25 protein-coding genes are annotated in these 26,046 nt (G+C 54.3%); 1 reads left to right on the top strand and 24 read right to left on the bottom strand.

The features are described from left to right. Nucleotides 1–11: 11 nt before the first annotated feature. The 10 genes from ACAF76_RS04180 to ACAF76_RS04135 form a co-directional block, all read right to left on the bottom strand. On the bottom strand, nt 12–1,727 hold the full coding sequence (locus ACAF76_RS04180; protein ID WP_421617577.1) for a glycerol-3-phosphate dehydrogenase/oxidase: 1,716 nt from the start codon (nt 1,725–1,727) through the stop codon (nt 12–14). Between the two features lie 150 nt (nt 1,728–1,877). Further along, nucleotides 1,878–2,435: a glycerol-3-phosphate responsive antiterminator gene (locus tag ACAF76_RS04175; RefSeq protein ID WP_421617576.1), complete on the bottom strand. Its 558-nt coding sequence runs from the start codon at nt 2,433–2,435 to the stop codon at nt 1,878–1,880. Between the two features lie 47 nt (nt 2,436–2,482). Further along, nucleotides 2,483–3,253: an HAD-IIA family hydrolase gene (locus tag ACAF76_RS04170; protein ID WP_421617575.1), complete on the bottom strand. Its 771-nt coding sequence runs from the start codon at nt 3,251–3,253 to the stop codon at nt 2,483–2,485. Between the two features lie 41 nt (nt 3,254–3,294). Further along, nucleotides 3,295–5,004, bottom strand: coding sequence for an ABC transporter permease (locus ACAF76_RS04165; protein ID WP_421617574.1), 1,710 nt, complete (start codon nt 5,002–5,004; stop codon nt 3,295–3,297). Further along, nucleotides 5,001–6,131, bottom strand: a complete 1,131-nt coding sequence (locus tag ACAF76_RS04160) for an ABC transporter ATP-binding protein (RefSeq protein WP_421617573.1) — start codon at nt 6,129–6,131, stop codon at nt 5,001–5,003. Before ACAF76_RS04160 ends, ACAF76_RS04165 begins: the two co-directional genes overlap by 4 nt. A gap of 14 nt (nt 6,132–6,145) precedes the next feature. Further along, nucleotides 6,146–7,219 (bottom strand): extracellular solute-binding protein, encoded by a 1,074-nt coding sequence (locus ACAF76_RS04155; protein ID WP_421617572.1) that lies wholly within the window; start codon nt 7,217–7,219, stop codon nt 6,146–6,148. A 245-nt stretch (nt 7,220–7,464) separates the two neighbouring features. Beyond that, nucleotides 7,465–8,364 carry an NAD(P)-dependent oxidoreductase gene (locus ACAF76_RS04150; protein WP_421617570.1) on the bottom strand — a complete coding sequence of 300 codons (900 nt, stop codon included), beginning with the start codon at nt 8,362–8,364 and terminating at the stop codon, nt 7,465–7,467. Nucleotides 8,365–8,435: 71 nt separating this feature from the next. Further along, a complete protein-coding gene (locus ACAF76_RS04145; RefSeq protein ID WP_421617569.1) occupies nt 8,436–9,551 on the bottom strand; it encodes a Ger(x)C family spore germination protein in 1,116 nt (371 codons plus the stop codon). After that, the gene (locus ACAF76_RS04140) at nt 9,544–10,635 is read right to left on the bottom strand and encodes a GerAB/ArcD/ProY family transporter (RefSeq protein ID WP_421617568.1); all 1,092 of its coding nucleotides are present in this window, start codon (nt 10,633–10,635) and stop codon (nt 9,544–9,546) included. Before ACAF76_RS04140 ends, ACAF76_RS04145 begins: the two co-directional genes overlap by 8 nt. Nucleotides 10,636–10,648: 13 nt before the next feature. After that, the gene (locus tag ACAF76_RS04135; protein ID WP_421617567.1) at nt 10,649–12,100 is read right to left on the bottom strand and encodes a spore germination protein; all 1,452 of its coding nucleotides are present in this window, start codon (nt 12,098–12,100) and stop codon (nt 10,649–10,651) included. Between the two features lie 205 nt (nt 12,101–12,305). Between ACAF76_RS04135 and ACAF76_RS04130 the strand changes: the two genes are divergently transcribed. Further along, nucleotides 12,306–13,274: an MraY family glycosyltransferase gene (locus tag ACAF76_RS04130; RefSeq protein WP_421617566.1), complete on the top strand. Its 969-nt coding sequence runs from the start codon at nt 12,306–12,308 to the stop codon at nt 13,272–13,274. Nucleotides 13,275–13,339: 65 nt separating this feature from the next. Here ACAF76_RS04130 and ACAF76_RS04125 read toward each other — a convergent pair whose 3' ends face one another. The 14 genes from ACAF76_RS04125 to ACAF76_RS04060 form a co-directional block, all read right to left on the bottom strand. Beyond that, nucleotides 13,340–14,062: an exonuclease domain-containing protein gene (locus ACAF76_RS04125; protein ID WP_421617565.1), complete on the bottom strand. Its 723-nt coding sequence runs from the start codon at nt 14,060–14,062 to the stop codon at nt 13,340–13,342. A gap of 125 nt (nt 14,063–14,187) precedes the next feature. Next, a complete protein-coding gene (locus tag ACAF76_RS04120) occupies nt 14,188–15,585 on the bottom strand; it encodes a serine hydrolase (RefSeq protein WP_421617564.1) in 1,398 nt (465 codons plus the stop codon). Between the two features lie 4 nt (nt 15,586–15,589). Beyond that, the gene (locus ACAF76_RS04115; RefSeq protein WP_421617562.1) at nt 15,590–16,477 is read right to left on the bottom strand and encodes a serine hydrolase; all 888 of its coding nucleotides are present in this window, start codon (nt 16,475–16,477) and stop codon (nt 15,590–15,592) included. A 169-nt stretch (nt 16,478–16,646) separates the two neighbouring features. Continuing rightward, complete coding sequence (locus ACAF76_RS04110; RefSeq protein ID WP_421617561.1) at nt 16,647–16,787, bottom strand: sigma factor; 141 nt, start codon at nt 16,785–16,787, stop codon at nt 16,647–16,649. 192 nt (nt 16,788–16,979) lie between these two features. Beyond that, nucleotides 16,980–18,563, bottom strand: a complete 1,584-nt coding sequence (locus ACAF76_RS04105; RefSeq protein ID WP_421617560.1) for a long-chain-fatty-acid--CoA ligase — start codon at nt 18,561–18,563, stop codon at nt 16,980–16,982. 264 nt (nt 18,564–18,827) lie between these two features. Then, nucleotides 18,828–19,097 (bottom strand): DUF2325 domain-containing protein, encoded by a 270-nt coding sequence (locus ACAF76_RS04100; RefSeq protein WP_421617558.1) that lies wholly within the window; start codon nt 19,095–19,097, stop codon nt 18,828–18,830. 176 nt (nt 19,098–19,273) lie between these two features. Further along, complete coding sequence (locus ACAF76_RS04095) at nt 19,274–20,050, bottom strand: IclR family transcriptional regulator (RefSeq protein ID WP_421617557.1); 777 nt, start codon at nt 20,048–20,050, stop codon at nt 19,274–19,276. Nucleotides 20,051–20,201: 151 nt separating this feature from the next. Next, on the bottom strand, nt 20,202–20,984 hold the full coding sequence (gene nadX, locus ACAF76_RS04090) for an aspartate dehydrogenase (protein WP_421617555.1): 783 nt from the start codon (nt 20,982–20,984) through the stop codon (nt 20,202–20,204). After that, the gene (locus tag ACAF76_RS04085; protein ID WP_421617553.1) at nt 20,981–21,799 is read right to left on the bottom strand and encodes an alpha/beta fold hydrolase; all 819 of its coding nucleotides are present in this window, start codon (nt 21,797–21,799) and stop codon (nt 20,981–20,983) included. The genes nadX and ACAF76_RS04085 overlap by 4 nt, the downstream gene beginning before the upstream one ends. Before the next feature lie 121 nt (nt 21,800–21,920). Next, nucleotides 21,921–22,460: a cupin domain-containing protein gene (locus ACAF76_RS04080; RefSeq protein WP_421617552.1), complete on the bottom strand. Its 540-nt coding sequence runs from the start codon at nt 22,458–22,460 to the stop codon at nt 21,921–21,923. Between the two features lie 116 nt (nt 22,461–22,576). Then, nucleotides 22,577–23,326: an ABC transporter permease gene (locus ACAF76_RS04075; protein WP_421617551.1), complete on the bottom strand. Its 750-nt coding sequence runs from the start codon at nt 23,324–23,326 to the stop codon at nt 22,577–22,579. A 7-nt stretch (nt 23,327–23,333) separates the two neighbouring features. Continuing rightward, nucleotides 23,334–24,095 (bottom strand): ABC transporter permease, encoded by a 762-nt coding sequence (locus ACAF76_RS04070; protein WP_421617550.1) that lies wholly within the window; start codon nt 24,093–24,095, stop codon nt 23,334–23,336. Further along, on the bottom strand, nt 24,095–24,889 hold the full coding sequence (locus tag ACAF76_RS04065; RefSeq protein ID WP_421617549.1) for an ABC transporter ATP-binding protein: 795 nt from the start codon (nt 24,887–24,889) through the stop codon (nt 24,095–24,097). Before ACAF76_RS04065 ends, ACAF76_RS04070 begins: the two co-directional genes overlap by 1 nt. Nucleotides 24,890–24,977: 88 nt before the next feature. Further along, the gene (locus ACAF76_RS04060) at nt 24,978–26,009 is read right to left on the bottom strand and encodes an ABC transporter substrate-binding protein (RefSeq protein ID WP_421617548.1); all 1,032 of its coding nucleotides are present in this window, start codon (nt 26,007–26,009) and stop codon (nt 24,978–24,980) included. Nucleotides 26,010–26,046: the final 37 nt, after the last annotated feature.

The following is a 26,046-nucleotide window of genomic DNA, read 5'->3' as shown; positions in this document are numbered from 1 at the left end:
TATGCCCCTGCCTACAGTGCTGTTCTCGCTGTCTTCGGGCTTGATCCCTGCGCAATCTCATCCTCGTTTTCCGGCAGGTTGTAGATCGTATCCAACAGCATCTGTACACTGGCACGCTCCCGAGCCACTTCCGTATCGCTCCAGCCCAGCTTTTCCCCCATGATGCGAATGACGGCCTCTGCCTTTGCTTCGGCCTTTTTCACCTGAAAATACGTCCAGCCCGTGCGCAGTCGCAAGAAGTCCACGGCTGTGACCGTCATCTCCTCTTCCAGCGCGTACGACAGCTGCGCGTGCAGAAGCTGCTCTTCGGTGAAGGCTTGCCCGTTTTCCCGGATCGCTTCCAGACGTGTGTAAATGCGCTGTGCATTGGTCCCGTACGTCTCGACCCACTCCGCAGCGGTAGCGGCATCTACGCCCAGTGCCACGCCTGCTTTCAGCAGCTCTTGCTTGCAGGCTGCGTAATCGGTATGCCCCAGCCGCTCGCCGCCGCTGACGACGATCTGGTCGGTCTGACAAGGAGGGAAGTGGGTTGCGCTGGCTTGCGCCAATTGATCTGCCACCAGATCCACGACTTTTTCCGCCATCTTGCGGAAGCCCGTCAATTTCCCTCCTGCAATCGTAATCATTCCGGACGAGGAAAGGATGATCTCGTCTTTGCGCGACAGCTCGGACGGACCTTTGCCTTCCTCGTATATCAGTGGCCGCAGTCCTGCCCAGTGCGAGACGACATCGGCGGGCTCCAGCTTGACCTGCGGAAACATGGCGTTGACGGCGCGAAGCAGGTAGTCCCGGTCCTCCTTTGTCGTGCGCGGCTGATCGATCTCCAGCTTGTAGCTGGTGTCGGTCGTACCGATGTACGTGCTGTTTCCCCGCGGAATGACGAAGACCATGCGTCCATCCGGAGTGTCGAAGTAGGCAGACTGTCTGATCGGCAGACGACTTTTCGGCACGACCAGATGCACCCCTTTGGTCAGGTACAGACGCTTTCCTTGCAGCGAGCCATCGAGCTTGCGTACGTCATCCACCCACGGACCCGCCGCATTGACGATTTTTTTGGCGTATACTTCGTACGTCTCCCCGCTGCTGCGATCAGTCACCTTTGCCCCGACAACCTGCGAGTCGCGGTAGAGAAATTCCGTCACCTGGGCGTAGTTGACGATGCTCGCTCCCTGGCTCCACGCGGTCTTCATAATGTCCAGCGTCAACCGGGCGTCGTCTGTCCGGTATTCGTAGTAAAAGCCAGCTCCTTTCAGTCCTTCCGTCTTCAGCAGCGGCTCATGCCGAAGCGTCTCCTCGCGGCTCAGCATTTTGCGCCGCTCCTTGCGTTCGACCCCTGCCAGCCAGTCGTAGATGTACAAGCCGACCGAGGAAGCCAGATAGCCATATGTCCCGCCCTTGTAGATCGGCAAGAGCATCGGGGCTGCTTCGACCAGGTGTGGAGCGTTTTTGTACAAAATCGCCCGCTCCCGGCCGACCTCTTGTACCAGCTTCACATCTCCCTGCTTCAAATAGCGCAAGCCACCGTGGATCAGCTTGGTGGAACGGCTGCTGGTCCCTGAACCGAAGTCGTTTTTCTCCAGCAAACCGACGCGAATCCCGCGCTGGCTCGCATCCAGGGCAATCCCTGCGCCGGTGATCCCCCCTCCGATGACGAGAAGGTCCAGTTCCCCTTCCGCCATGCTGGAAAGGATCGCCGACCGATTGGCAACCGCAAAATGTGTGTTCATTCCTAGTCATCTCCTCTTCCGGCGTCTGCCGGTCCTGTGCCCACATACAAAAAACCCCCATGGAAAAGAGCAACTTGAATCGGTGTACAAGTTGCAGCTTCTCCAAAGGGGGTTCTCCTGATCTCTTCCCTGTTGAAAAATGCTATGAAATTAATACCACAATTCGCTCGTACCGACGGATACCGCTAAGGCACCGGCAGCCAAGGCATCGCCGATTTCCTTTTTCGTGTCGATCAAACCTCCGGCGATGATCGGCAGCGGCGTCAGATTGGTCATCTCCTGAATGACGCGGGGCATCACGCCCGGCATCACCTCCACGGCATCGGGCAGCGATTGTTCGATTACCCGGATTCCCTTTACCACTGCGTTCCGATCGATGAGGAAAATGCGTTGAATAGCCATCAGTTGCATCTCTTTGGCGACCCGAATCAGGTTGCTGCGAGTCGAGATGATTCCTGTCGGGACGATGTTTTGTGCCACGTATGCCACACCGCTTTTGTCTGCGGCGATGCCTTCAATAAACTCCATATGCAAAAAGACGTGTTTATTGGCGGCTTTGACGCGGTCCACCAGCTCCTTGATGTTGAAAATCGACCCCGTCAGCAAGAAGATGATGTTCGGCTCACCCGCGATGGCACTGTCTAAATCCTGTTCGTTCTGAACGGCTGCAATTGTCTGGCATTCAACAAGATCAACAATCGGATACATGCGCAAACCTCCGTAAAATCACATCTGGCATCATTATAGCACGCCCATTACAGGTTTACGATTTCTTTAATACTATTCAGGATATAGCGTGGCTGATGCTCACTTGTTTCCGCCATTTCCCGCGTCGTGATTCCGGTCAGTACGAGAACAGAATTCATGCCAGTGTCATTGCCCATTTTGATATCGGTTTCCAGGCGATCACCGACCATGTAGCACTGGGAAACATCCAGCCCGAGATGCTCGATCGCTGCCTGTGCGGCGATCGGCGACGGCTTGCCGACGACGAGGTCGATCGGTTTTCCCGTCGCCCCTTCCAACGCTCCGATCAACGCGCCCGTATCGGGAATCTGCCCATCCTCCAGCGGGCAGGTCCGGTCCGGATTGGAGGCGATCACCACGGCTCCGCGAATCGCCGCCTGATACAGGTCATTCAACCGGTCGTACGTAAAACGGCGATCCCAGGAGAGCACGACGTACTTTACTTCCTGCGGATCGTGACTCAGCGCGATGCCGTGGTCGCGGAGTTCATCGCGAATCGGCTCTTCGCCGATGACCAGCACCTTCTCTCCCTGCTGGCATACCTTCTGCAAATAGCGGGCGACGATCAACGAAGAGTTGAGCACTTCGTTGACTCCCGTCGGAATCCCCATCTTCGTCAGCTTATGTGCATAGGACTGACGGGTGGCAATCGGCTTGTTGGAGAGGAATACGACCTTGTCGCCCCTCTCTCGCAATGCCTGTATCGCTTCCCCGGCGCCCTCGATCAGCTTGTCGCCCAGGTAGACGGTTCCGTCCAGATCGAAAATAAATCCTTTCATGCTTGTCACACTCCTGTTCGGTCCACATTCTGTCTTCACGCTTAGTAGAGCTGGTCTTTGGTAATTTTCTTCGCAAGAGACTGCAGCACGATGACGATGGCGATGATCAGAATAGCCATCGCGCACGCTGTATAATATTCACCGCGCAACAAATTCTGGAAGACAGCCAAACTCATCGGCGCCCAATCTGTCGGAGCGAGCAGAATGGAAATACTCGTCTCCTTGATGACGGTGACAAAGACCAGAATCGCTCCGGCAGCAATCCCCGGAATCATCAGCGGGCCGATGACCGTAATCGCTGCGACCAGCGAAGACGCGCCGAGACTGACCGCCGCTTCCTCGATGTCCTTGCGAATCGCCATCATCGAGCTCATCGTCGAGCGGATCATGTACGGCATCCGGCGAATCGTGTAGGCGATGATCAACAGCAGCGCTGTACCGGTCAAATGGAGCGGCGCCGTGTTAAACGTCTGGATCAGGGCGATCCCCAACGCGATACCAGGCACGATCAGCGGGATGGACGACACGAAGTCAAGTCCGCCCGAGCCGCGACGAACGACAAAATAGGAAACGAACGTAGAGATGACCACGCTGAGCACCAGTGTCCCGCCAGCGAGCACCATACTGTTGACGATGTTTTTGCCCGAGGTGCCGAAAATCGTTTTGTAATGATCCAGTGTGTAGCCGTCCGGCAGCGCATGATGCCCCCACGTAGTGGCGATCGATGACAGGAAGACCGAACCTACAGCGAGCGTCGGGATGAGCATGATCAAAAACGTGTAAACAGTCAGCACCGAAACGACGCCTTTGTTGTCGTTGAGCTTTTGCTTGGTCGGCTTGCCGGAAATCGTGCCGTACTCCCTGCCCTTGATCACCAGCCGCTGCAGCCAGAAGAAGAAGGCGGCGACCAGCAGCATGATGACCGTCAATACGGCAGAGCCAGCCCAGTTGAAAAACCCGGCAATCTCCCGGTAGGATTCGACGACGATCAGGTTCAGGTCTTTTGGCGCCAAAATAATCGGCGTCCCGAAGTCCGAGAAGCTGACCGTGAAAATCAGCAGCATGCTCGATACGATCCCTGGAATCGCCAGCGGGAAGGTCACCCGGCAAAACGTGTACCAGCTTTTCGCACCGAGATTTTGCGAAGCCTCTTCCAGCGTCACATCGCTGATTTTGAACGCTGCCACCATCGGCCACAATGCGTAAGGAAAGAAGAAAAATACCTGCACCAGCACGATGCCCAGCATCGACTGTACGTCAAACAGCACACCTTGTCCGCCAAAATACTGGTAAATATGCGTCACCCAGCCCGTCTTCCCGAACATCAGGACAAAGGCGTGGGAAGAAATAAAGGTCGGCATGACCAGCGGAATCGTGCAAAGCGCCGCAAAAAAGGCTTTGAACGGCATCTTCGTCCGAGCGAAGGCATAGGCGATCGGCAGCACGACCAGCGTGACGAGAACGGCGACCCCGGTCCCGAGCTTCAAGCTGTTGATCAGCGCGTTGAAATAGCTGCCTCCCTCTTTAAAGACGGATGCGTACGCTTCGACCGAAAACCCGGACAGCTTCTCCAAGGTAGCAGACAAAATTTTCGGATTGGTCAGGCTGCCGAAAATATTGATCGGCTGGCCGGTAAAACTGACAAGCAAAATCGAAAAGAGAGGTACGAGCAAAAATACAAAGAAGAACAGATAGATGAGCCATTTGAGCACCGTAAATCCATTCAACGCAAAGGATGGCCGCTTTTTCATAGAACCACCACGCGATTCGGATCGATTTGCAGCTTCACAGAAGTCCCTGATGGCAGGATTGGACTGCCCGCTTCAAAAACCGTATCAACCTCAAAGCGCAATTCGCCAACTTTGACATCATAGCGGATCGTCGGGCCCAGATAAGTGGATAGTTCAATCGTTCCATCCAAGATGTTCTCATCGCTCGTGGCTGCCTCGCCGGCGAACAGGCGGATGCTTTCCGGTCGGATGATGACTTCGACGTCCTTTTGCTTCGCCGGATAGGCCGAGCGGAGCTGCTGGTGATCCGACACCTGGATGACCGTCTCCCCGGAATCGTTGACGCGAAGGACCGTACCCGGGAAAATGTTGGACGAGCCGACGAAGTCCGCGACAAACTTCGAAGCGGGATTGCTGTACAAGGCTGTCGGCGTGTCTACCTGCACCAGACGCCCGCCGTGCATGACAGCAACACGGTCAGCCATGCTCATCGCTTCTTCCTGGTCGTGCGTGACAAAAATCGTGGTGATGCCCACTTTTTGCTGAATCTGCCGAATCGTTACGCGCATGACGTTGCGCAGCTTTTTGTCGAGGTTGGAGAGCGGTTCGTCCATCAGCAGCACGGCTGGCTCCATCACGAGTGCGCGAGCCAGGGCAACACGCTGCTGCTGACCTCCGGACAATTGACCCGGAAGACGGTCTGCGAGATGGCTCAGCTCGACGAAATCGAGCGCGTCCCGCACCTTTTGTTCGGTAATGCGGTCGACCTTGCCCAGCCTGTGGTTAAGCATATGGGCCAAGGTGGCGATCTTCGTACCGATGCCCCCCTGGTAAAAGCGGCGAATATTCAAACTGTATGCGACGTTTTCAAATACATTCAGATGCGGAAACAGGGCGTAGCTTTGAAAGACCATGCCGCAGTTGCGCTGGTTGGCCGGAACATCGTTGACGATCCGGTCGCCGATGTAGATGTTGCCGGAAGTCGGCGTCTCAAAACCGGCGATGCAGCGCATCGTTGTCGTCTTGCCGCAGCCGGATGGACCGAGAAGGGCGAAAAACTCGCCCTCCCGAATCTCCAGGCTGACATCTTCCAACGCGGTGTTTCCGTTAAACTGCTTGTTCAAGTGTTCAATTTTCACCGATCCCATCGGAAGAGCCCCCTTTATTGGAATTTCTGACGCCATTCGTTGCGGACGCGGTCATAGTTTTCCACGACCCAATCGACATCCAGCTCCTGCGCGTGCGGCAGTACATTTTCCAGCGTCAGTGGAGTCTTGGACTCAACCTCTTTGGAAATCGGAATATGATACCAGTTGGCGAGCGTTTGTTGTCCTTCCTGGGACAGCAGGTAGTCGATCAGCGCCTTGCCGCCCTCCGGGTTAGGCCCGTTTTCTACCAGCGACACAGGGTTTACGATGATCGGCGTTTTTTCGGGAACGATGAAATCTACCCGCTCGCCTTTTGCTTTCATTTCATATGCCATAAAGTCAAAGCCGATTCCGATCAGGGCCTCGCCTTTTGCAACCGCTTTCCCCGGAGCGGAACCTGAATCCGGCATCGCGCTTGTCTGGTCTACCAGCTTCTCAAAGTATTCCCAGCCCGGCGCCTCGCCTTTTTCCATGAGCTGGCTCAGTACGAATAGCGTAGCCGTACCGGATGCAGCAGGGTTTGGCATTTGAATTTGACCCTTCCATTTTGGATCGAGCAGATCATCCCATGTTTTCGGCAGGTCTTCCGGCTTGACCAGATCGGTGTTGTAGATAAAGCCGAGAACGAATACCTCAGTGCCGATCCATTTCCAGTCCTTGTCGCGAATTTTGATGCCGTCCTGCACTTCCGGCCAATCCTTGATCGATTCCGGAATATACGAAGTAATGATGCCCTTGTCTTTGGCCGATTCAAACGGCAGGAATCCACCGCCGCCATACCAGACGTCTGCCATCGGGTTGTCTTTTTCGGCAATCATCCGGTTTACGAGCACGTTCGTACCTGCATATTGCACGTTTACAGAAGAACCAGCGTTGGCCTTCTCGAAAGCCAGTCCGAGTTCCTTGGTCATATCAGGCGTTTCGGGTGAATAGAAGGCGATCGATCCAAATCCGTCCTTGCCCCCGCCTTCACCGCCGCTGCCAGAGCCTCCAGCAGCTGAGCCATCCGATGACCCGCATCCTGTCAACGCAACTGATGTCAGCAAAACTGCTGCCGTCAAGCCATGAAACCATTTTCTCTTTCTCATTTGTCAGACCCCTCTCTATTTTTTTGAATATTGGCGCCAATCGACACATAGCGGTCCTGGAACAACAAAAACCCTTACACAACATAAACACACTTCGCCCTTTGGGTGTGTTTACGGGTAAGGGTTTTCTCCATGTTCTCCGCCTAACCGTATAGAAAAAACGATCATTGTCGATTAACAAGTGAATCTAGTAGAAATTATAGAGAGTCCATCTGAAATTGTCAATGAAAACACTTACATAGTTTTTACTGGTTCACTCCGAGCTGTTTTTCATACCATTTGATCAGCGCTTGCGTGCCACTGTTTTCCTCGCCATCGGCTGCAAGCTCCTCGTACAGCGACTTGGACAGCTCAAGCCCCGGGGTCAACAGTCCCATCTCCTTGGCGGACTCCAGAGCGATCGCCATATCCTTGATCATGTGCTTGACGTAAAAACCGGGCGCAAAATTGCCGGCGATCATCCGCGGCGCCAGATTTGACAACGACCAGCTTGCTGCCGCTCCCGTCCCGATGCTGTCGAGCACTCTCACGGGATCAAGACCTGCGCGCTTGGCGTAGGCGATCGCTTCGCACACACCGATCATGTTGCTGGCAATCGTAATCTGGTTGCACATCTTCGTATGCTGACCCGCCCCCGGACCGCCTTGCAGGATGACGTTGGTGCCCATAATTTTGAGCAATGGTTCCATTTCGGCAAACGCATCCTCATCTCCGCCGACCATGATCGTCAGGCGGGCATCGCGTGCCCCGATGTCACCGCCCGAAACCGGCGCGTCCAGGGAATACAGGCCGCGCTTCTTCGCTTCCTCATACAGCTTTTGCGCCAGCGTCGGCTTGGAAGTGGTCATGTCGATCAGGTAGGAACCAGGCTTGGCATTGGCAATGATGCCTGCCTCCCCGAGATATACTTCCTCCACATCATGCGGATACCCGACCATCGTGATCACGACATCTGCTTCACGCGCGAGAGCAGCCACGGTATCTTTCCATGCCGCACCTTGCGCCAGCAGCTCTTCTGCCTTTTCCTTGCTGCGCGTGTACACCAGCACCTGATAGCCTGCCTTGAGAAAATGACCGGCCATGCTCTTGCCCATCACGCCGGTCCCGACAAATCCGATTATGCGTTTAGCGTTTTGTTCAGCCACGTCTGACACTCCCATCGTATTTGCTATCTGCTCTCTTTTTGTTTCTCGAAGGGAGGGCCGATGTCCTCTCTCTACTCGAATTTTCCGAAGTCCTTTATTTTGGCCCGGACGTTTACATGTATGGGTACTTGCGGGTAAACACTGTGCCAGTCCAGCTTTTTCCACTCCTGATAACTCATGCTGTTGCGCACGTACTGCCCAATCCCGATGCTGTCCACCTGATGTCGCTGCATCTGCCGGATCATCAGCTCCGCTTCTTTTTCGAGGTATTCCCCGACCTCTTTTTCCATCCTTTTCTGGTCGTCGTAGCTCTCCAATCGGGACGGACCGATGTATTCCCGCACAGTGCCGCGAAGCTCCAGTTGCAAATACACCTCAAATCGCGATGTGGGATGCTGCGTTTTTTTCACCTTTACCTTCCGACCGCTGGCAACCGAACTGACCTGGAGAAACTTCTTTTCGTTGCCCTTCGATAAATCGAGGCTCATCTCGCCCTGCTTGATAATGCCGCGAAGCAGCGTAAAGATGAGCGATTTTTCGTGTGGAATTTTCGTGATGTACCGATCATCTCGAAACAGGCCGATACCGTCCATACTGATGTGTTTTTCCTGCCCTATGATGACGGGAGCAACGGGATCAATGCCATCGTCGAGGTAGTCTCTGGAGAAATTATACATATTCACTTCCGGCAACGCGCTTACAGCCGCTTGCTTGTCCAACAGTTCGCCAATATAGTACCCGATCACACCATGCTGCGGATACTGCGAATTGAGCAGCTTTGCCGCATTCCCGTTGACGACAACGACCTTTACCCTCTGTCCGATGCTGGGGTCCCGGACAAAAGTATCGATATGCTTCCAGACGCCGTCTCTTGCCAGTTCCGACCCGAACATGATATTTCGCACTTGTCCGCTCACCAGCCTGCGGCTCGTCTGGCCGGAAATGTGAATTCTTGCCTCTTTGAATGTTCTGCTCGTCGTGAAAATCGTTTCCCTCGGTTCCTTTGCCCGGGGATCTATTTTCGGAATGCTGACCCCGATCATCAACAAATCCTGGTCATTTTCTTTTTCCGCTTTATCCGCACTGATTGTATCGATTAACGCCAGTTCTTCGATCACTCTGCTGTCCCGACAGCCCGTGACGAGGAGGAGCAGGCAAAATAGCCAGATGCAGCACGATTTACGCATTCGGCGTTTCCTCCTTGTGGTAAGCCCTCTGCAGGAGCAAACAAAGCAGCAACAGCAAAGGAAGCCCAAAACCGATGCAAATCTGCATAGCCCCAAGCCTTCTGAGCCAGAGTTCCACGTCTGCCAAAACCTCCGGGTAAAACCCCGCCAGGTAGGCCCCCGCTATGACGAGAAAACTGACTCCCGATTCACTCGCTCGCGGGAATATCCTTCTCAAGACTTCTACCGCCACCCAGCTGTACAACGTGATGGTAATCAGAATTTTAAAGATAAACAAGGCAAACAGCAGGTTTTCGATTCGCTCGACAAACGGCAGCTCAATATAGGACAGCAGATCAATTACCGGGTACGCCAGGTTGGCAACCTGCTGAAAACTGAAAAAACCGAAGCAAATCATCGATGTCGCCGTGTAGATCAGCGTCACCAGCCAATTGCCCGTGTACACGGCAGCCATGAACTTCGTCTTTTCCGCGACATAAGGGAAAAAAAAGAGACTCAGTTCGTATCCAAGGAAGGCCATGTACACCTCCAGCCAGTCTTCCAGCTGATGAGTGCCTCCTTGGAACAAAAAGGGAGTGAGCCGCACCCAGCGAAACTCTCCTAAGAAATAGGGAAGCAAAAAAAACAGCCAGAAGGTGCAGTAATAAAAGATAGTTGCTGCTTTGGAGATATTGTAGAGTCCTTTTCTCATCAACAAGAGCACGAGGATGTCGCACAGAAACTTGAAGACCATCGGATTCGTCGTCGGGAATGCGACCATCTGGAAAAGCAGGACGTACTGCTTCATCACGAGGCAGCCAAACAACGCGCTGACTGCTGCCATGCCAAAATAGAAGGGAACCAGAATCCATTTGGGGATGGATTGCTCCAAAATGGCAAAGATCGACCTCCCCCGTCCATGTCGGTAGACGAGCGAGATCAAAAAGATGTTGACTGTGGCAACCGCGCTGCAGATCAGCAATGCTATCCAACCGTTTGTCCCAAAGTTTTCGGCGAGCAAACGGGGGAGGTTAAAAAACATAAACGCGGATTGGATCATGTATACAAGGATGGCAATATGATACTGATTGAGTTTTTCTCTCACACGATTCCCGTCCTCAACGTCTCATTTTGTTCTTCACCGCATTTTTGGCTCTTGTTTGCGCAGGTCTTTTGCGGAGAGCCCACAGCGGTCCGCGGATGAAGGTATCCTTCCAGTCTGTGAATACCATCGGGGCAACCGGCGTCAAATACGAAGTCCCCAGATTGGTCAACCCCGCCAAATGAATAATGATCAGACCCAGACCCAGCAAAAGGCCGAGATTCCCCCAAATCCCCGCCATGATAATCAGCCCGAAGCGCAGCAAGCGAATGGATGCGCTCATAATGTAGCTGGGTATCACGAAGGAGGCAATGGCCGACGAAGCAACCGCGATGATGAGAATGTTGCTGGTCAATCCGGCCTGCACCGCTGCCTGCCCGATGACGATACCGCCAACGATACCGATGGTCTGCCCGATCTTCGACGGCAGCCTGGCTCCGGCTTCCCGCAAAAGCTCGATCATCGTCTCCATCAGCAACGACTCGATGAGCGGAGGAAACGGCACTCTGCTTCGCGACTCCGCCAGGTTTAACAGCAAGGACTGCGGGATCATCTCGTAGTGGAAGGTTGTGATCGAGACGTAAAATGCGGTAAAGGCGACGGTAATCATAAAAGCGATAAAGCGCAGTATGCGCAGCCCCGATCCGAGTGCCCAGCGTTGATAATGGTCGTCGGGAGATGAAAAAAATTCAAAAAAACCGGTTGGTGCACAAATGACGGATGGGCTGCTGTCAACAAATACAGCCATTTTCCCCTCCATTAGCTTCGAAGCGACCACGTCTGCCCGTTCCGTCGTCAAAAACTGGGGAAAAACAGAGTTCGGATTTTCGTCTATATACTGAACGAGCATATTCCCCTCGAATACGCTGTCGACCTCAATGTCCTGAATCCGCTGCACCATCTCGTCGACCAAGTCCTGGTCCGCAATTCCCTGGATGTAGAGCACAAAAATATCACTTTTGGTAATTTCCCCCACGCTCAGTTTGATCGATTTCAAATGAGGGCTTTTTACCCTTCTCCGAACAAGGGAAAGATTGGTGTCGATACTCTCGATGAAGGCATCGTGCGGACCGGTAATGACCGATTCACTCTCAGACGATTCGACGGAGCGCGAGGGTGGACCATATACATTGACCACGTACGCCTTTTGTCCGTAAAAGATCGCAGCATGGCCGTCCAGGATCGCCTTTACACACTCCTTGGCGTGGTGTACCTCCATAAATTGCGATCGCTGCAACAGGCTGTCCATTTCATCGGCAGACGCATTGGCCAACGGAATCAGGACGTCCCGGTTAAGATCGGTGCTTGCTGTCAAATGCCCAAAATACAAAACATCTGTGGCATTCCGCGGATATGTACGATGTACCAGATCGGCGCAGCCTGCAAACTCAGTCTGGATGTGGGCGAGTGTCGGAGCGATATGTTCTTCCAGGCGGTGCTGCGCTCCTCCTGAATCCTGCTGTTTCACTTTCCTTTTCTGTTTTTCAAGCCAATGTGAAAAGGGGCGCATTCCAGCTTCCTCACGTTTCCAATGTCGATTTGCTGTATAGTCTGGATAAAAGGCAGACATTCTATGCGAATGATCCCGATCTCCGCAACTTCTCCAGCATGTCTCGACAATCCTTTCCATTCTTCCTATAATGGGTAGGAGCAAGGAATGTTAGTGCCAGGAGATGATTCAGATTTTATACGTACTTTCCTTTGTAATCTCGCTGTCGATCGTAATGCTGCTGATTCCGCCGTTGCGCAAGCTGGCGTTCAAGATTGATTTTGTAGACAAGCCCCGTAAAGACGTGGAGCGAAAAATTCACCGGGAGCCGATCCCGCTGACGGCCAGCTATGCGATATTCGTCGGGTTTGCCGTCTCCTTTCTGCTGTTTTCCAAAGAGTCTGCCATTCAGACAGCAGCGGTGCTCGCCGGCTCTCTGCTGCTTCTCGTGATCGGCACGGTAGATGACTGGTACAAAACGCAAGGCAAGGACTTTCCGGCGCTGCCGAAGATGATCGTGCATATCACTGCCGCGGTTCTCGTCTACTTGTCGGGCATTACCTTCTCCGGCTTTTACAACCCGCTGAGCGGCGAGTACTTGCTGCTGCCGGTCTGGCTCCAGTTCGTGCTGACTATCCTGTGGATTTTCGGTGTGACGACCGTGATCAACTTCTCCGACGGAATGGACGGGCTCGCTGGCGGACTGACTGCGATCTCGGCCGGTACGCTGTTCATCGTCGCTTTGACAAAAGGGCAAACGACGTCGGCGGTAATGGCAATCAGCCTGGTTGGCGTGTCGCTGGCCTATCTGCGCTACAACAAGCCGCCCGCCAAAATTTTTATGGGCGATGCCGGAGCGACTTTCCTGGGCTTTATTCTCGCCGTCATTGCGCTCGACGGAGCGTTCAAGCAGGCGACAGTCCTTTCCCTGTTCATCCCGATCCTGGCGCTTGGTGTGCCGATTTTTGACAACCTGTTCGTCGTCATCAAGCGCGCTCTCCAAGGAAAGCCGATCTATCAGGCGGATGCCAGCCAGGTTCACTACCGCCTGCTGCGGACAGGCCTCAACCCCAAGCAGGTCGTCGCTTTTCTCTGCCTGATCAGCATGTGCTTCAGCCTGACTTCGATCATTCTGCTGTTGCTAGGCGTATAGTTTTCATAAAAAAATGCCGTTCGAGCGCAATGCTCGCGGCATTTTTTTGTTGTCGGCAGCCCGCCCTACTGGTTTTGCTCGGCGAGCGCCGCCTCTTCCGCCTGCTTCTTCTTGCGTTTTTGCTGCAGGCAGGAAGCACACACCTTTGACTTCCGGCCAAAGCTGGTGTAGTATTTCGCTTTTTTGCAAGAACGGCAGTTGATGTACAGCGGACTTGCCATCTGGTAGTTTTCTTCCGGCATGTTTTTTTGCAGCGGGATGATGTCATTGTATTTGACCATCAGATGCGCGGTATGTATCGCGTCTACGAGCGCAGAGTGCAGCCGGCCCTCTTGTTCGATTCCGGCCGCGTCGATGGCGTCCTTCAATCCCATCTGCTTCCTTCCTGCGAGAAGCATGCTGATCGGCGGCTGGATGTCATTGTAGTTTTGCAGCCAGGAGAAAGTCAGGCCAAAACGCGCGCAATGCTCGATCAACAGCCGCTTGTCGTCCTTCCCCCACGAGCAGAGATAGGAATCAGAAGAAGGGCCGATCCACTCCATAAATTGCGAAAAGGCTCGCGGAAACGGAATAAACTCCGGCATGTTTTCCTTGTCGAGTCCGATAAACTCCCGCGTGCGCTCGCTAATCCTGCGCTCGATGGCGGGAAAGGTGTATCGTTGAAAGGTGTCCACGTCGACCCCGCTTTGCCCGGGGACGAGCTTGGCCGCCCCAATTTCAATGATTTCCGGTATCTTGTCCTTTTGGTGTGTCAGTGTCGTCTCCAGATCAAATACGACGATTTGCATGTCTCATCACTTCCTGCGTGTAATACTCTTATTATGACGGTTATGGTCGGAGAAAATCAAAGGCCACTCGTACACGGGCAAAAAAACGTGCACGAGACTGCATCCTCATGCACGTTTATTACCCGTCATGGAGCCATTCGAAACAATTGCCGCAACGCGTAGCTGACACGCTGGACTTCCCCATCCGCAGACCTGAAAAAGTCGATCCAGACGACAGAATTGCCCCGTTTGAAAACAAAGGCGTCTGTATCTGCCGGAATCAGCGGGTACGACTGCCCGTCAACAGTGAGAAAAAGCGCTGCATCCCGGCTCTCGATCGAAAGCTCCATCCATTCATCGGATTTGTACGTGCCGACGTAGTCGGCATGCAGCCGCGGGTCAAGTGCGCGGGCCTCGATCGGATAAAGCTGTGCGTCAGGTTCTCTGCCCGCCATCGCATTGAGCAGTCCGACCGCCAGCTCGCGCACAGGCACGCCGTCAGCATTGCACAGCACTACGCCGGTCAGCCCTTTTTGCGGCAGGAAGAAGATGTGGGAGCTGACCCCTTTCAGCGAACCCCCATGCTCGATCAGCACACCATCGGGAAAAGCGGGGGATACCATCCAGCCGTACCCGTACGACCGATAGCCGTCGCATCGGGCGTGCGGCTGTGTCATTTGCTCCAGGCTGGCATCCGCCAAAAGCGCTGCTGCGCCGCGGTACATCTCCAGGTAGGCCAACAAGTCGCGGGCGGTCGATTTGAGCAAGCCGCAAGCCCGCATCGCCGGAGCGTCACGCCAGAAGGGAGCGGCTACGACCTGTTCTTCTCCGTCCCGCTTCATTCTTTTGTACAGGACGGTGACATCCTCCTGGTCGTCCAGCTCGGCTACATGAAATACGGTCCGCGACATTCCCAGCGGCCGCAGGATATGCTCGGCTACATACGCTTCATACGTCTGTCCGCTCACCTGTTCGATGATCGCCCCGAGCAGGCCGTAACCGTCGTTGTTGTAGCTGAACGCCTCTCCGGGGGGCCCCAGCGGTTTTCCTTTGTAGCTGGCGATCGCCTCCATCACGTCTGCGTATGTATCCAGATAGGGCAGTGGCTTGATCTCCTCTTCCTCGACCGTGCCAGGGACGATCGGGTCCTGCTCCATGCTCCGCTTCAGCGCCCCGTCCAAAAACGGAAAGGGCGGCATGCCGGGCGTGTGCGTCATCAGGTGGTGAATCGTGATTTCCTTCGTCCAGCGTTCGTCGAGAAAAGCAAACTCCGGGAGGTATTGCAAGATCGGGTCAGTGACGGCGAGCTTGCCTGCTTCCTGCAGCTTCATAATTGCCGCGCAGGTAAACGATTTGGTCACAGACGCGATCCCGAACACCGTGTCCAGAGTGATCGGCAGCTCTTCTTCGCGATTGCGCCAGCCTACTGTCTGGCTGTAGAGCAGCTTTCCGTCCTGGGCGAGCGCGACAATCGCCCCCGGCGCCTTCGCTTGCTCCAGCAGCTTGCGGGAAAAGGCTTCAAATGCCAACGTCCATTCGCTCATCTGATCAGCTCCCCATTACCTGTTCACACAAGGCTTTTGCCAATTCGGCAATCTTGCGCTCGGCGTACTGTTTTTCTTCGATCTTGCGCGACAGGACGGACACGACGAGCGTTCCTTTGCCTTCTGGCAAATAGATGATCCCGGCGTCATTGACCACGTTGTTGACCGTTCCCGTCTTGTGCGCCACCTTGGTTCCGTCCGGCAACAGAAGCGGCAGACGGCTGTTGTACTGCTGGCGCAGCAGAATATCGAGAATCTGGTCGCACGAACGCTCACTGAGAATTTGCTTCGTCGCAACCAGCGTGAGCAGTTTGTTCAGATCGGCGGGAGTCGCTACGTTGTTGAGCGGAGTCGGCTCGCTCACGTCGAACAAAAGCTCGAAATCGCCTGTCTCCTCGCGCCTGTTGTACTCGTTAAAACCTGCGATCGACGGACGAGGCTCTTCCATCCCGACACAGCGGTTGAGAAGCTGCCAGCAGGTGTGAGGCAGCGAGACGCTTTCCAGACCGAGCTCGTGCATGTAGGCTTCTACTTTTTCCAGACCTATCATGCCAATCAGCATGTCTGTCGCGAAGTTGTCGCTCACAATCGTCATCAGCATAGCCAGGTCCTTGACGCTTAGGACCGCTCCTGGGTCCAGCTCCTGCAAGACCCCGGAACCGGGGACGCGCTCTTCCTCTTTCAGCGTCACGCGCTGATCGAGCCGGATCGTGCCTGTTTCCACTTCGCGCATCAATGTCACAAGAATCGGAATTTTGAATACACTTGCAAGCTGGAACAGCTCATCCTGCCGATTTCCGGCTCTTTCCCCTGATTCCAGATGGAGTGCCGACACGCCAAACTCCCCCGACGCCTCTTGCAATACTGCTTCAATTGCCTGCTGCAGCTTCATATACTTACCTCCCCAGTAAAATTTGACCCTGTTCGTCTATTATAATAATCTCGCGGGCTCATTCCTATCTTTTGTTCGGTTTTTCGTGTTCGTTTTGTTTTGGTGGGCGCCGTCACTTCGAGTCTATCATTCGACATACTCAATAATCACTACACAATCTGCATGTCTTTCATCCGAACTCCAGATTCGGATCGAATTGCGTCTGATAGAGATCATCGGCATCCGCTTTCTTTCCCGCCAGCTTGTAACAAAACCCGTACACCGTCTTCCCGTGACTTTTGATCAACTCGCAAAATTCTTCAATATCCAATGAGTTACTCCCCTCCGAATGGCCATTCACCTCTATATTGTCATGGCCTTGCGAACAGGTTCAGTGTTTTTTTCAATTTAGCAAAAACAAGAACGAACGAGAACAAGGTGCCCTGTGGAGAATCATTCTCCCAAAAGGCACCTTGTTCGCCAGGTTGTATATAATCCGCTTCCTAATAACAATACTTTCTCTCTATTCCGCCTGCTCACTCGCGGTCCGGGTCAGCTCCTGCTCGCGCAGCGTGCGGCGCAGGATTTTGCCTACGGCTGTCTTCGGCAGAGCGTCCCGGAACTCGATGAAGCGCGGGACTTTGTAGGCGGCCATGTTGTCGCGGCAAAAGGCGATCAGCTCCTCTTCGCCCACATTGCTGTCCGCTTTGGCGACGACGACGGCCTTTACGCTCTCTCCCCGATACGGGTCGGCCACGCCAATCACGACGGCTTCCAGCACGGCCGGGTGCTGGTACAATACCTCTTCCACTTCGCGCGGATAGACGTTGAACCCGCCGGAGATAATCAAATCTTTCTTCCGGTCCACGATATAATAGTAATCTTCTTCGTCCCGGTAGGCGATGTCACCCGTGTACAGCCAGCCGTCACGCACGGTCTGGGCTGTCTCCTCGGGCAAGTTCCAGTAGCCGCTCATTACTTGCGGACCGCGAACGACCAGCTCGCCTGCCTCCCCTGGCGCCAGCTCGCGTGTTGCGTCCTGCAAATCCACGATCTTCGCCTCCGTGTACGGGACTACCTTGCCGACCGAGCCTGTTTTTTGCCGGTCGAGCGGATTGAAGTGGGTAACGGGCGATGCTTCCGACAAGCCGAAGCCCTCCATGATCGTGCTGCCCGTCTTCTCGGCAAACTCCTTGATGATCTCCACCGGCAGCGGCGCAGACCCGCTCAGGCAGATGCGGATCGAGGAAATGCCGTAGTCGACTGCCTTGGGGTGGGCGTTGACTGCCACGTACATCGTCGGTACGCCGGGAAATATCGTCGGCCGGGTGTCGCGGATCGTCTCCAGCACTTCCTCCCGATCAAAACGCGGCAGCAAAATCATCTGCGAGCCGTCCAGGACGCCCATGTTCATGCAAACCGTCATGCCATAGACGTGAAACAGGGGAATGACCGTCAAGATGCGCTCCTGCTCTCCATTTGGGTTGGACTGTTTCAAAATTTGCGAAATTTGCCAGGCGTTCAGGACGAGGTTGCGATGAGTGAGCATCGCCCCTTTGGAGCGTCCGGTAGTCCCGCCGGTGTATTGCAAGACCGCAATATCCTCCGGTGCCAGTGGCTGGCGCGGCAATGCTTGGCCGGACGCGAACAGCGACTCGAACAAGACCGTATTTCCATTGTAGACCCCACCACTGGGAGGAAGTTCGACGACGATTTTGGTGACTTCCGCCAGATTGCTTGCCTTTTCAGCGACCGGAAGCAACGGCGCGTAGATGACCAGCGTCTTGGCACCGGAGTCGCCGATAAAATGCTCCAACTCGCCGGGCACCGACATCGGGTTGATCTGCACCACGATCCCCCCGAGGTGCAGGATGCCGTAGTAGGCGATGGCAAACTGCGGGCAATTGGGCAGCATGATTCCGACCCGGTCTCCCTTTTCCACGCCAAGCTCGGACAGACCCGCAGCGAAGCGCCGCACATGCTCGCCAAATACCGTGTAATCCATTTCCACTCCCTTGAAATGAATCGCCGTTCTCTCTGGGTAGCGCCCGCAGGTTTGCTCCAGCACTTCTGGCAGCGTCATCTGCTCCATGTCGAGGTAGGACATTACTAACACTCCCTTTCCATGTGATAGGATCATTCTTCATATATAGTTCCATGATATAGGTTTACATTCCTTCAAGATAGCGCTTACATGACAAAAAAAAAGCATCCTCGCAGACCCTCCTACTGCTCCGGCCAGAAGGGACATGCATCTGCGACGATGCTTTTATGTATATCATGTATGAACCGTCGTGACACTGCGAGGTGACGAGACGGCGAATCGGAAAAAATGGCAGAAAGAGTAGCGCAGCCGACATCACCAGCTCGTCTACAATGCCAGGGCAAGCGACTCACAGGAGCGGCGGCAAAAGACAATCGGTACCTGCCTTTGCTTCGCCAGCTTTTTGATGTTGCGCGACAGATTGTGGTTGACGAAGTTGATAAAGACGATGATCAATGCCGTGTCAGCAGGAATGTTCGCCTTGACATCCGACTTTTTTCTGCCCGATACGTGATACACCTGCTCAAAGCCCTTATCGTACAGCATCGATTCAATTTCTGCTACCCGATCTCCTCCGACGACAAGCACGTTGGCCATTTGCGTTTCCCTCCTTGGCATTGCCTTGTTTTATCCTTATTATTCCTACCTAAATAGTATGTTTTATAGACATAATGGTAGCAGCTTCCAGCCCGTTTGTCAACGTGTCCTGCAACGAACAAAAACCGCTGCATCAAGCAGCGGCTTTGTCGCACTCTTGTTCCATTGCCGACACATTACCGGGCGTAGCCGGACAAGGCTTTTGCCGTTTCGACGACTGCCGGGATGATGTCCGTTTCCATGATTTCCGGGCGCATCACGCTGACTGGCGCGGCGACGTTGATCGCTGCGACGATCACGCCGTCGCGGTCAAAAATGGGTACGGCGACCGAACAAATGCCGATCTCAAACTCTTCCTTGCTGATGGCGTATCCGTTCTGCCGGATTTCCTCCAGCTCCTTTTTCAGATCGTCGATCATCGTCTTCGTCTGGCTTGTAAAGGAGGGGAGGCTGACGCTATCGTAAAAACTTTTCAGTTTCTCTTCGGACAAAAAGGCGAGCAGCACTTTGCCCATCGAAGTCGCATGCGCCGGCAGGCGGGAGCCGATCATTACGTTCAATGCGGAAAAATTGGTACTGGTCGCTGCCCTGGCGACGTAGACGACTTCGTTCCCGTCCAGGATGCCCATGTGTGCAGAGGCACCGGTCTGATCGCGCAGCTTTTCCAGATAGGGCCTGGCCAATTCGGGAAGCTGCATCGTATTTAGATACGCGAAGCCCAGCTCCATTACTTTGGGCGTAAGCTGATAGCGCTTCGTGACCTCGTCCTGCTGCAGGTATCCCAGATATTGAAGTGTATAGAGAAAGCGGAAGGGAACGGTACGGCTTACTCCCATTCTGGCTGCAATTTCGACCAGGCTCAACGTCGGTGTCGAGGCATCGAACATTTTCAATATTTCCAATCCTCTGATTAAGGAATTAGAAAGATAGCGGTCTTTTTCAGGGTTCGACATGAACACTTGTTACTCCTTTCACGAGGGGTATGGGCTCCTCTCACCCTATTGTAGTCTTTTCAGCCACGTTGTAACAAGAGCCAACTGGAACCCGATTGGAAAATAACAGCTTCGCCCCCCGCTACTGGCGAAGCTGTCACTTGTTTTTGCGTCAGCCGACAGAAATGTTTTCGGTTTGCTTTTTCAGCGTAGACAGGACGCTCAGAGCCGCCAAATAGCTCGTTTTCGGGTTGGCCGGCATCGGATCGTTTTCCAGTTGGATCGTCATTTTGCCAAAGGCGCCGACAGCCTCGATGCAATGTGTATTTTTCACCGTTTGCGGGTCGGCGACGATTCTCACTGTCGTCTTGTCGCTTCCCAAACCGGCGAGCGAGAGGACGATGGCGACGTTGATGTTCTTCGGGAAGCGGGCGATCGCGTCTGTCGCCGTCCCCTCGAATACGACTTCTTCCTGTTCTACTTCCCGTCCGATCAGGGACAGCGGTGGCTTGCGCGTGGTCAGCTCGACGGATTGCAATTCGCCGGCAGCCATCGCGGCGTGGATGACGTCCAGCCCGCCAATCGCCCCGGACGGCAGCAGCACGCGGGTGCCCAACTGACGACAGGTCTCGTTCAGCCGGCTCACCAGATCTTGATCGACGAGCGCGCCGACGCTGATGACGACCAGGTTTTTGCGTTTGGCGACGACCTTTTCCGCGTAATCCTGTACGGCTTGTACAGTTGCCGCCTCGACTACGATGTCAATCCCGGAATCGAGAAAGGCGTCAATGTCCGTGTATACGTGAACGCCGTAGTCACGCTCCCACTCTGCCCCAGCCTCGGGCCGTCGCAGCAAGGCGGAGCGAATCGCCACATTGGGCAAAAGCCGCTCGACGTTGATGCTTTTGAGCAGGTACTGGGCGACGTTTCCCCCGCCGATAATGCCGATTTTCATTGCGCATCCCCCTTTTTGGCAGCCGCTTCGCGCTCCTGGACGAACGTGCGGACAAACTCGTTGAACATCTCCGGCTGCTCCATGTAGCAGAGGTGACCTGCTCGCGGAATCAGCTTCAGCGTGGAGCCTGCGATGCCCTGTGCCACCTGCTTCGACTCTGCAACCGGCGTCACACTGTCGTCTTCGCCGCACAACAGCAGCGTCGGGACCTTGATCGCAGCCAGGAAGCGAGTCTGATCCGCGTGGAACAGCGAATAGGCAACAGAACGGTAGCCTGCCAGCCGCACCTGGGACATGATCGCCTTGCCTTCGGCGATCAGCTCTGGCGACGCGTACGGCGAGAACATCGCCGGGGTACGCAGTTCGGCGAGCTCCTGGGCAGGCAGGTTTTCGATGTTGTGCAGGCGGTTTTTCAGTTTCTTCTCATTGGTTTCCGGGTTGGTCGCGCCGCCTCGCGTGCTGGCAGCAAGAATCAGCCCTTTCAAGTATTCCGGGTACTTGGCGGCGAATTCCATCGCCAGCGTACTGCCCATGGAATGACCGAGCAGGTAGACCGGTCCAAGGCCCAGTTCATCGAGGAAACCTTTGAGTATCTCCGCGAGCTCCCCGAAGGTGCGGAATTCCGGTTCGGGATCAGAGCTTTTGCCGTAGCCCGGGGTATCCCAGCCGATCACGTGAACATGCTCTTGCAATCCGGCGTATTGTCTCGACCACGACTGCGAGTTGTTGCCGAGACCGTGGAGCAGGACCAGCGGGGCACCTGTGCCAGCCGACTGGTAGTGGATGGATAGCGAGCCAACTTGAACAACTGACATTGCGTTCACCTCATCTAGGTCAGAAAAGTATCATTTCTGCGCGAAACATATGTGCTGAAATGAAAAGAGCCGGCGGATTGAAATGCCGGTCTTTTCATGTTTTCCTGGCGGTTGCCCGCTTTTATTTTTGTTGTTCGGCCGCTGCTGCCGCTGCTTTTGCCTTGGCGCGCTCGACGCGGATTTTTTCCAGTTCGCTGCCTTCTGGGTAAGTCGGGATTTGCGGTTTCGGTGCACCCAGCATAACAGCCATGATCGCCTCTTCGTCGCCGTCGTTGCGAACGCCGCGGTAGTAGCCTGGAGGAGTCCAGATGCAATCGCGCTCGCTCAGCTTGATCTCATGCACTTCTTCGCCGATTTGCACCAGCGCGGTGATGGAGCCTTTGATCACGAAGAATACTTCTTCTACGTCACTGTGCAAGTGGAGCGGTCCTTGTGCGCCTGGCGGCAGGTACATGTTGCTCAGGGTGAAGTGACCAGCCTGGATGACGTTGCTGTCAGTCGTTGCGACACCGCCTGTACCAACGTAGCGGCATTGCGCGCGACGGTAGGACGGGTCTACCTGCTCCTGGAACGAGAGTGCGTTATAGTCGATTGTCCGTGTTTGCAGACGTGCCACATACTTTTGTTCGAACTCTTGAATCGAAATGTTTTGTTCACTCATGGGAATGCCTCCTTAGAAGTGTTTGTGTTTTAAATATAAAACTTTGTTTTGTATTTAAAATTATAGGGCAATTTCCGATGGAAGTCAATATTCGAAATGGTAAGACGATTCTCGTTTCATTGCCAATATACGTATTTGCGCTGAATCGCCTGGATGAACAGGTTCAGCAGGTAGCCGACAATCGTGATGAGCACGACGCAAGCCAGCACTTTCTCCTGCATCAGCGACGCCGACATGTACGTCAGCATGTACCCCATTCCGGCAGTCGCACCAATCATCTCCGTGAGAATGGCAATAATGAAGGCCATCGGCAGCGCGATTTTCAGGCCGGTAAAAATGGACGGCATCGTCGCTGGCATGAGGACGCGCCAGAATACTTGCCGCTTGTTGGCTCCCATGTTTTCCGCTGCCCACAGGTACAGCTTCCCGACCCGTGTCGCGCCATAGTACGTGTTCAGCACGATCGGGAACAGACACTCCAGAAAAATCAGCGTGATTTTGGAAGCAGAGCCAAGTCCGAGAATAAACACGAGAATCGGGTAGAGCGCCACACGTGGAATCGGGAACCCGATCGAAAAGACGGGCTGTACGAGGTCGTTGAACAGCTTCGAACGGCTCATCATCAGCCCCAGGGGAATTCCGACCACTGCTGCCAGCGCGAAGCCGGCAAAGACGCGGAACAAAGTGACGGGCAAGTTTTCTATCAACATTCCGTTTGCGATCAGTTCATACGAAACGACTACTACTTTGGACAAGGACGGGAACAGCCGCTCCGGCATCACTTGCAGCAGGACGATCAACTCCCAGGCTACGACGATCCAGATCAGCGACTGGTATTCGACTATCAGCTTCCATGCTTTGTTCATGCCTCATCTACCCCCTGTTCTCCGACCACCAGAGCATCTTCGCGCGGATGGCCAGCAAAATTCGATCAAAGACAAAGCCGAGCAGGGCAATGATGAAGATGGAGACAAACATCAGGTCGGTACGTCCCGCCATATCCGCTGTCAAAATCATGAACCCAAGCCCCAGGCCGTTGGAAGAACCGATCATTTCCGAAGAAAACATCATAACGAAAGTAAGTCCGAGGGATACGCGCAAACCGTCAAAAATTTTCGGCAATGCAGCAGGCAAAATCACTTTCCACAAAATCTGAAAGCGGTTTGCGCCCATGTTTTCGGCCGCCCAGATGAACACCTGGCGAACGGCCAGCACTCCATCCTTGGTCGCAATAAAACAGGGGAAGAACGCGGTCAAGAAAATCAGCAATACGCGGGTCGTATCGCTAATGCCAAACCAGACGAGCAAAATCGGCAGCAGCGCGATCTTCGGAACCGGGTTGAGCACATCCACGATCGGCTGCAAAAAACTGCCCACAGGCTTGAAAAATCCGGCGGCAATTCCCAGCACAATCCCCAGCACGATGACCAGCAAAAAGCCGATCAGGGAACGGTACAGGCTGGCCGCCGCATTGGTGAACAAATCGCCGCTGACCACCAGTTTCCACATTTCCGCACCGATTACAGCGGGGCTGGACAGATAGCCCGGTATCCACTGCAAGCTCGCCAAAAGCTGCCAGATCGCGAGCAATGCAGCAATCTCGATCACGGCAATTTTGTACATGCGTTTGTCCATCAGAGCCCCTCCTCGCCCGTCTTTCCGTGTTCTTGATGGAGCAGATCCCAGATATGGCTGCGAATCTTCATAAACTCCTGCGTTTTATGAATATCAAGCGTACGTGGACGCGGGAAGTCGATTTCAATGATTTCCTTGATCACTGCCGGCCTGGAGCTGAAGACGACGACCAGGTCGCTCAAAAAGACGGCCTCATCAATATCGTGCGTGACAAACAGGACGCTCTTGTTGGATTCTCGCCAGATGCGTTGCAATTCCACCTGCATTTGCTCCCGCGTCTGGGCGTCGAGGGCGCCGAACGGCTCGTCCATCAGCAGTACATCGGGATTGAATGCGAGGACACGGGCCAGCGAGATGCGCTGCTTCATCCCCCCGGAAAGCTCGGACGGCAGGTTGTTGCGGAAGTCCCACAAATGGACCATTTTCAAATAGTGCTCGACGATTTCGTCGCGTTTCGCCTTCTCGACGCCTTGCACTTCAAGGCCCCAGGCGACGTTGTCAAAGACGTTTTTCCACGGGAACAGCGCAGATTCCTGAAACATCATGCCGCGATCCGGCCCCGGCTTGTCTACTTCCTTGCCGCGAATACGCACCGTGCCGCTCGACTTGGGAATAAAGCCGCCGACGATGTGCAAAAAGGTACTTTTTCCGCATCCGCTGGGTCCGACGATACTGACAAACTTTCCTTCCGGTATTTGCAGACTGATCTCCTGGATAGCAGTGACTTCCTCTTTCCCTCTTGTGTAAACTTTGCCCAACTTTTCAATGTCCATGGCTGGTGTCTTATTATCCATCACTGATTCTCCTTCACTATAAGGTAAGAGACAGATAAGCGACCCCTATAGTGGGGAATAGGGGTCGCTACTGTTTAGCGCGTATGCGTTAGTTTGGCAAGTACGACATGTCGATGATGGTGTTTGGATCTACAGGACTGTCTACCCATTTTTCCTCTACCAGCATCTCTTGCAGTTGGCTCCAGGCCTCGATGTTTACTTTGCCGTCGACTGCCCGGTGGCTGTCGGTCATATTCACGTACAGTTCCGGATCGGCCTGTACTTTATTTGCGTCAATCAGCTTTTGGCGCGCTTCGGCACCGTTTTCTTGATAGTATTTGACGGCATTCGTGAAATCGCTCAGGAAGTCTTTCACCGCTTGCTCGTTGTTCGCCAAAAAGTCAGGGTTGGCCATCATCACGAGGAAGTCTTCCTCGACAGGTACGCCTGTTTTGGAGTTGAATACTTCGACGAACTCGCCGCTGGCATAGGCTGTTTCATAGAAAGGCTGCGGGAATACGCCAACGTCGATCTTTTTCGACTTCACCGCTTCTCCCATCGACGGGATCGGAATGACTGCGTACTTCACGTCCACATCCGGGTCCAGACCGGCGGAGCGAACAGCGGAGCGAGCCCACAGGTCAGTCGGTGCCTTGAAGTCCGGGATACCGATGACCTTTCCTTTCAGATCAGCAATGCTCGTGATGCCGGAATCTTTCAATGCCATAAACTTGGTGTTGAATCCTTCATCAGGAGAGTCTTTCACCACGGAGGCAATCACCTTGAGCGGAATGCCTTGGGATGCAGCCAGCATCGTCGCGCCCTGGCCGATCGATGCGATGTCAATCTGATTGGCTTGGTATGCATTCAGCCTGTCAGCGTTTGCCCGGAACTGAGTGAGGTTCAGGGTATAGCTCTTGCCCTGATTCGGCGTCAGAGAAGGATCGATTTGCATCAGCCAAAATGTTTCTTCAGACGCAAAGCCGCCACCCAGCCTGATCTCAACCGGCTGATCGCCTGCGGCCTGTTCTCCACCTTGTCCAGGTGTCGCTTGCGGCCCGTTCGATTGCCCCGATCCACAGGCTGCCAGAGCTACAGCCATGCTCAAGATACATGCAAGTTTTCCTAAGCCCTTTTTCACGATGATGCCCCCTTGTTTTCAAATTTATCAGCAAATT

It is taken from the genome of Brevibacillus sp. TJ4 (genome assembly GCF_044627595.2).
Classification (GTDB): Bacteria; Bacillota; Bacilli; order Brevibacillales; family Brevibacillaceae; genus Brevibacillus.
The sequence above is the reverse complement of the archived record's forward strand: the minus strand, read 5'-3'. Positions and strand labels throughout refer to the sequence as shown.

What these genes read in the sequence shown, in the direction of transcription:
- ACAF76_RS04180 (WP_421617577.1), bottom strand. Translation starts at nt 1,727, where the DNA reads ATGAACACACATTTTGCGGTTGCCAATCGGTCGGCGATCCTTTCCAGC.
- ACAF76_RS04175 (WP_421617576.1), bottom strand. Translation starts at nt 2,435, where the DNA reads ATGTATCCGATTGTTGATCTTGTTGAATGCCAGACAATTGCAGCCGTT.
- ACAF76_RS04170 (WP_421617575.1), bottom strand. Translation starts at nt 3,253, where the DNA reads ATGAAAGGATTTATTTTCGATCTGGACGGAACCGTCTACCTGGGCGAC.
- ACAF76_RS04165 (WP_421617574.1), bottom strand. Translation starts at nt 5,004, where the DNA reads ATGAAAAAGCGGCCATCCTTTGCGTTGAATGGATTTACGGTGCTCAAA.
- ACAF76_RS04160 (WP_421617573.1), bottom strand. Translation starts at nt 6,131, where the DNA reads ATGGGATCGGTGAAAATTGAACACTTGAACAAGCAGTTTAACGGAAAC.
- ACAF76_RS04155 (WP_421617572.1), bottom strand. Translation starts at nt 7,219, where the DNA reads ATGAGAAAGAGAAAATGGTTTCATGGCTTGACGGCAGCAGTTTTGCTG.
- ACAF76_RS04145 (WP_421617569.1), bottom strand. Translation starts at nt 9,551, where the DNA reads ATGCGTAAATCGTGCTGCATCTGGCTATTTTGCCTGCTCCTCCTCGTC.
- ACAF76_RS04130 (WP_421617566.1), top strand. Translation starts at nt 12,306, where the DNA reads ATGATTCAGATTTTATACGTACTTTCCTTTGTAATCTCGCTGTCGATC.
- ACAF76_RS04125 (WP_421617565.1), bottom strand. Translation starts at nt 14,062, where the DNA reads ATGCAAATCGTCGTATTTGATCTGGAGACGACACTGACACACCAAAAG.
- ACAF76_RS04120 (WP_421617564.1), bottom strand. Translation starts at nt 15,585, where the DNA reads ATGAGCGAATGGACGTTGGCATTTGAAGCCTTTTCCCGCAAGCTGCTG.
- ACAF76_RS04115 (WP_421617562.1), bottom strand. Translation starts at nt 16,477, where the DNA reads ATGAAGCTGCAGCAGGCAATTGAAGCAGTATTGCAAGAGGCGTCGGGG.
- ACAF76_RS04105 (WP_421617560.1), bottom strand. Translation starts at nt 18,563, where the DNA reads ATGTCCTACCTCGACATGGAGCAGATGACGCTGCCAGAAGTGCTGGAG.
- ACAF76_RS04100 (WP_421617558.1), bottom strand. Translation starts at nt 19,097, where the DNA reads ATGGCCAACGTGCTTGTCGTCGGAGGAGATCGGGTAGCAGAAATTGAA.
- ACAF76_RS04095 (WP_421617557.1), bottom strand. Translation starts at nt 20,050, where the DNA reads ATGTCGAACCCTGAAAAAGACCGCTATCTTTCTAATTCCTTAATCAGA.
- nadX (WP_421617555.1), bottom strand. Translation starts at nt 20,984, where the DNA reads ATGAAAATCGGCATTATCGGCGGGGGAAACGTCGCCCAGTACCTGCTC.
- ACAF76_RS04085 (WP_421617553.1), bottom strand. Translation starts at nt 21,799, where the DNA reads ATGTCAGTTGTTCAAGTTGGCTCGCTATCCATCCACTACCAGTCGGCT.
- ACAF76_RS04080 (WP_421617552.1), bottom strand. Translation starts at nt 22,460, where the DNA reads ATGAGTGAACAAAACATTTCGATTCAAGAGTTCGAACAAAAGTATGTG.
- ACAF76_RS04075 (WP_421617551.1), bottom strand. Translation starts at nt 23,326, where the DNA reads ATGAACAAAGCATGGAAGCTGATAGTCGAATACCAGTCGCTGATCTGG.
- ACAF76_RS04070 (WP_421617550.1), bottom strand. Translation starts at nt 24,095, where the DNA reads ATGGACAAACGCATGTACAAAATTGCCGTGATCGAGATTGCTGCATTG.
- ACAF76_RS04065 (WP_421617549.1), bottom strand. Translation starts at nt 24,889, where the DNA reads ATGGATAATAAGACACCAGCCATGGACATTGAAAAGTTGGGCAAAGTT.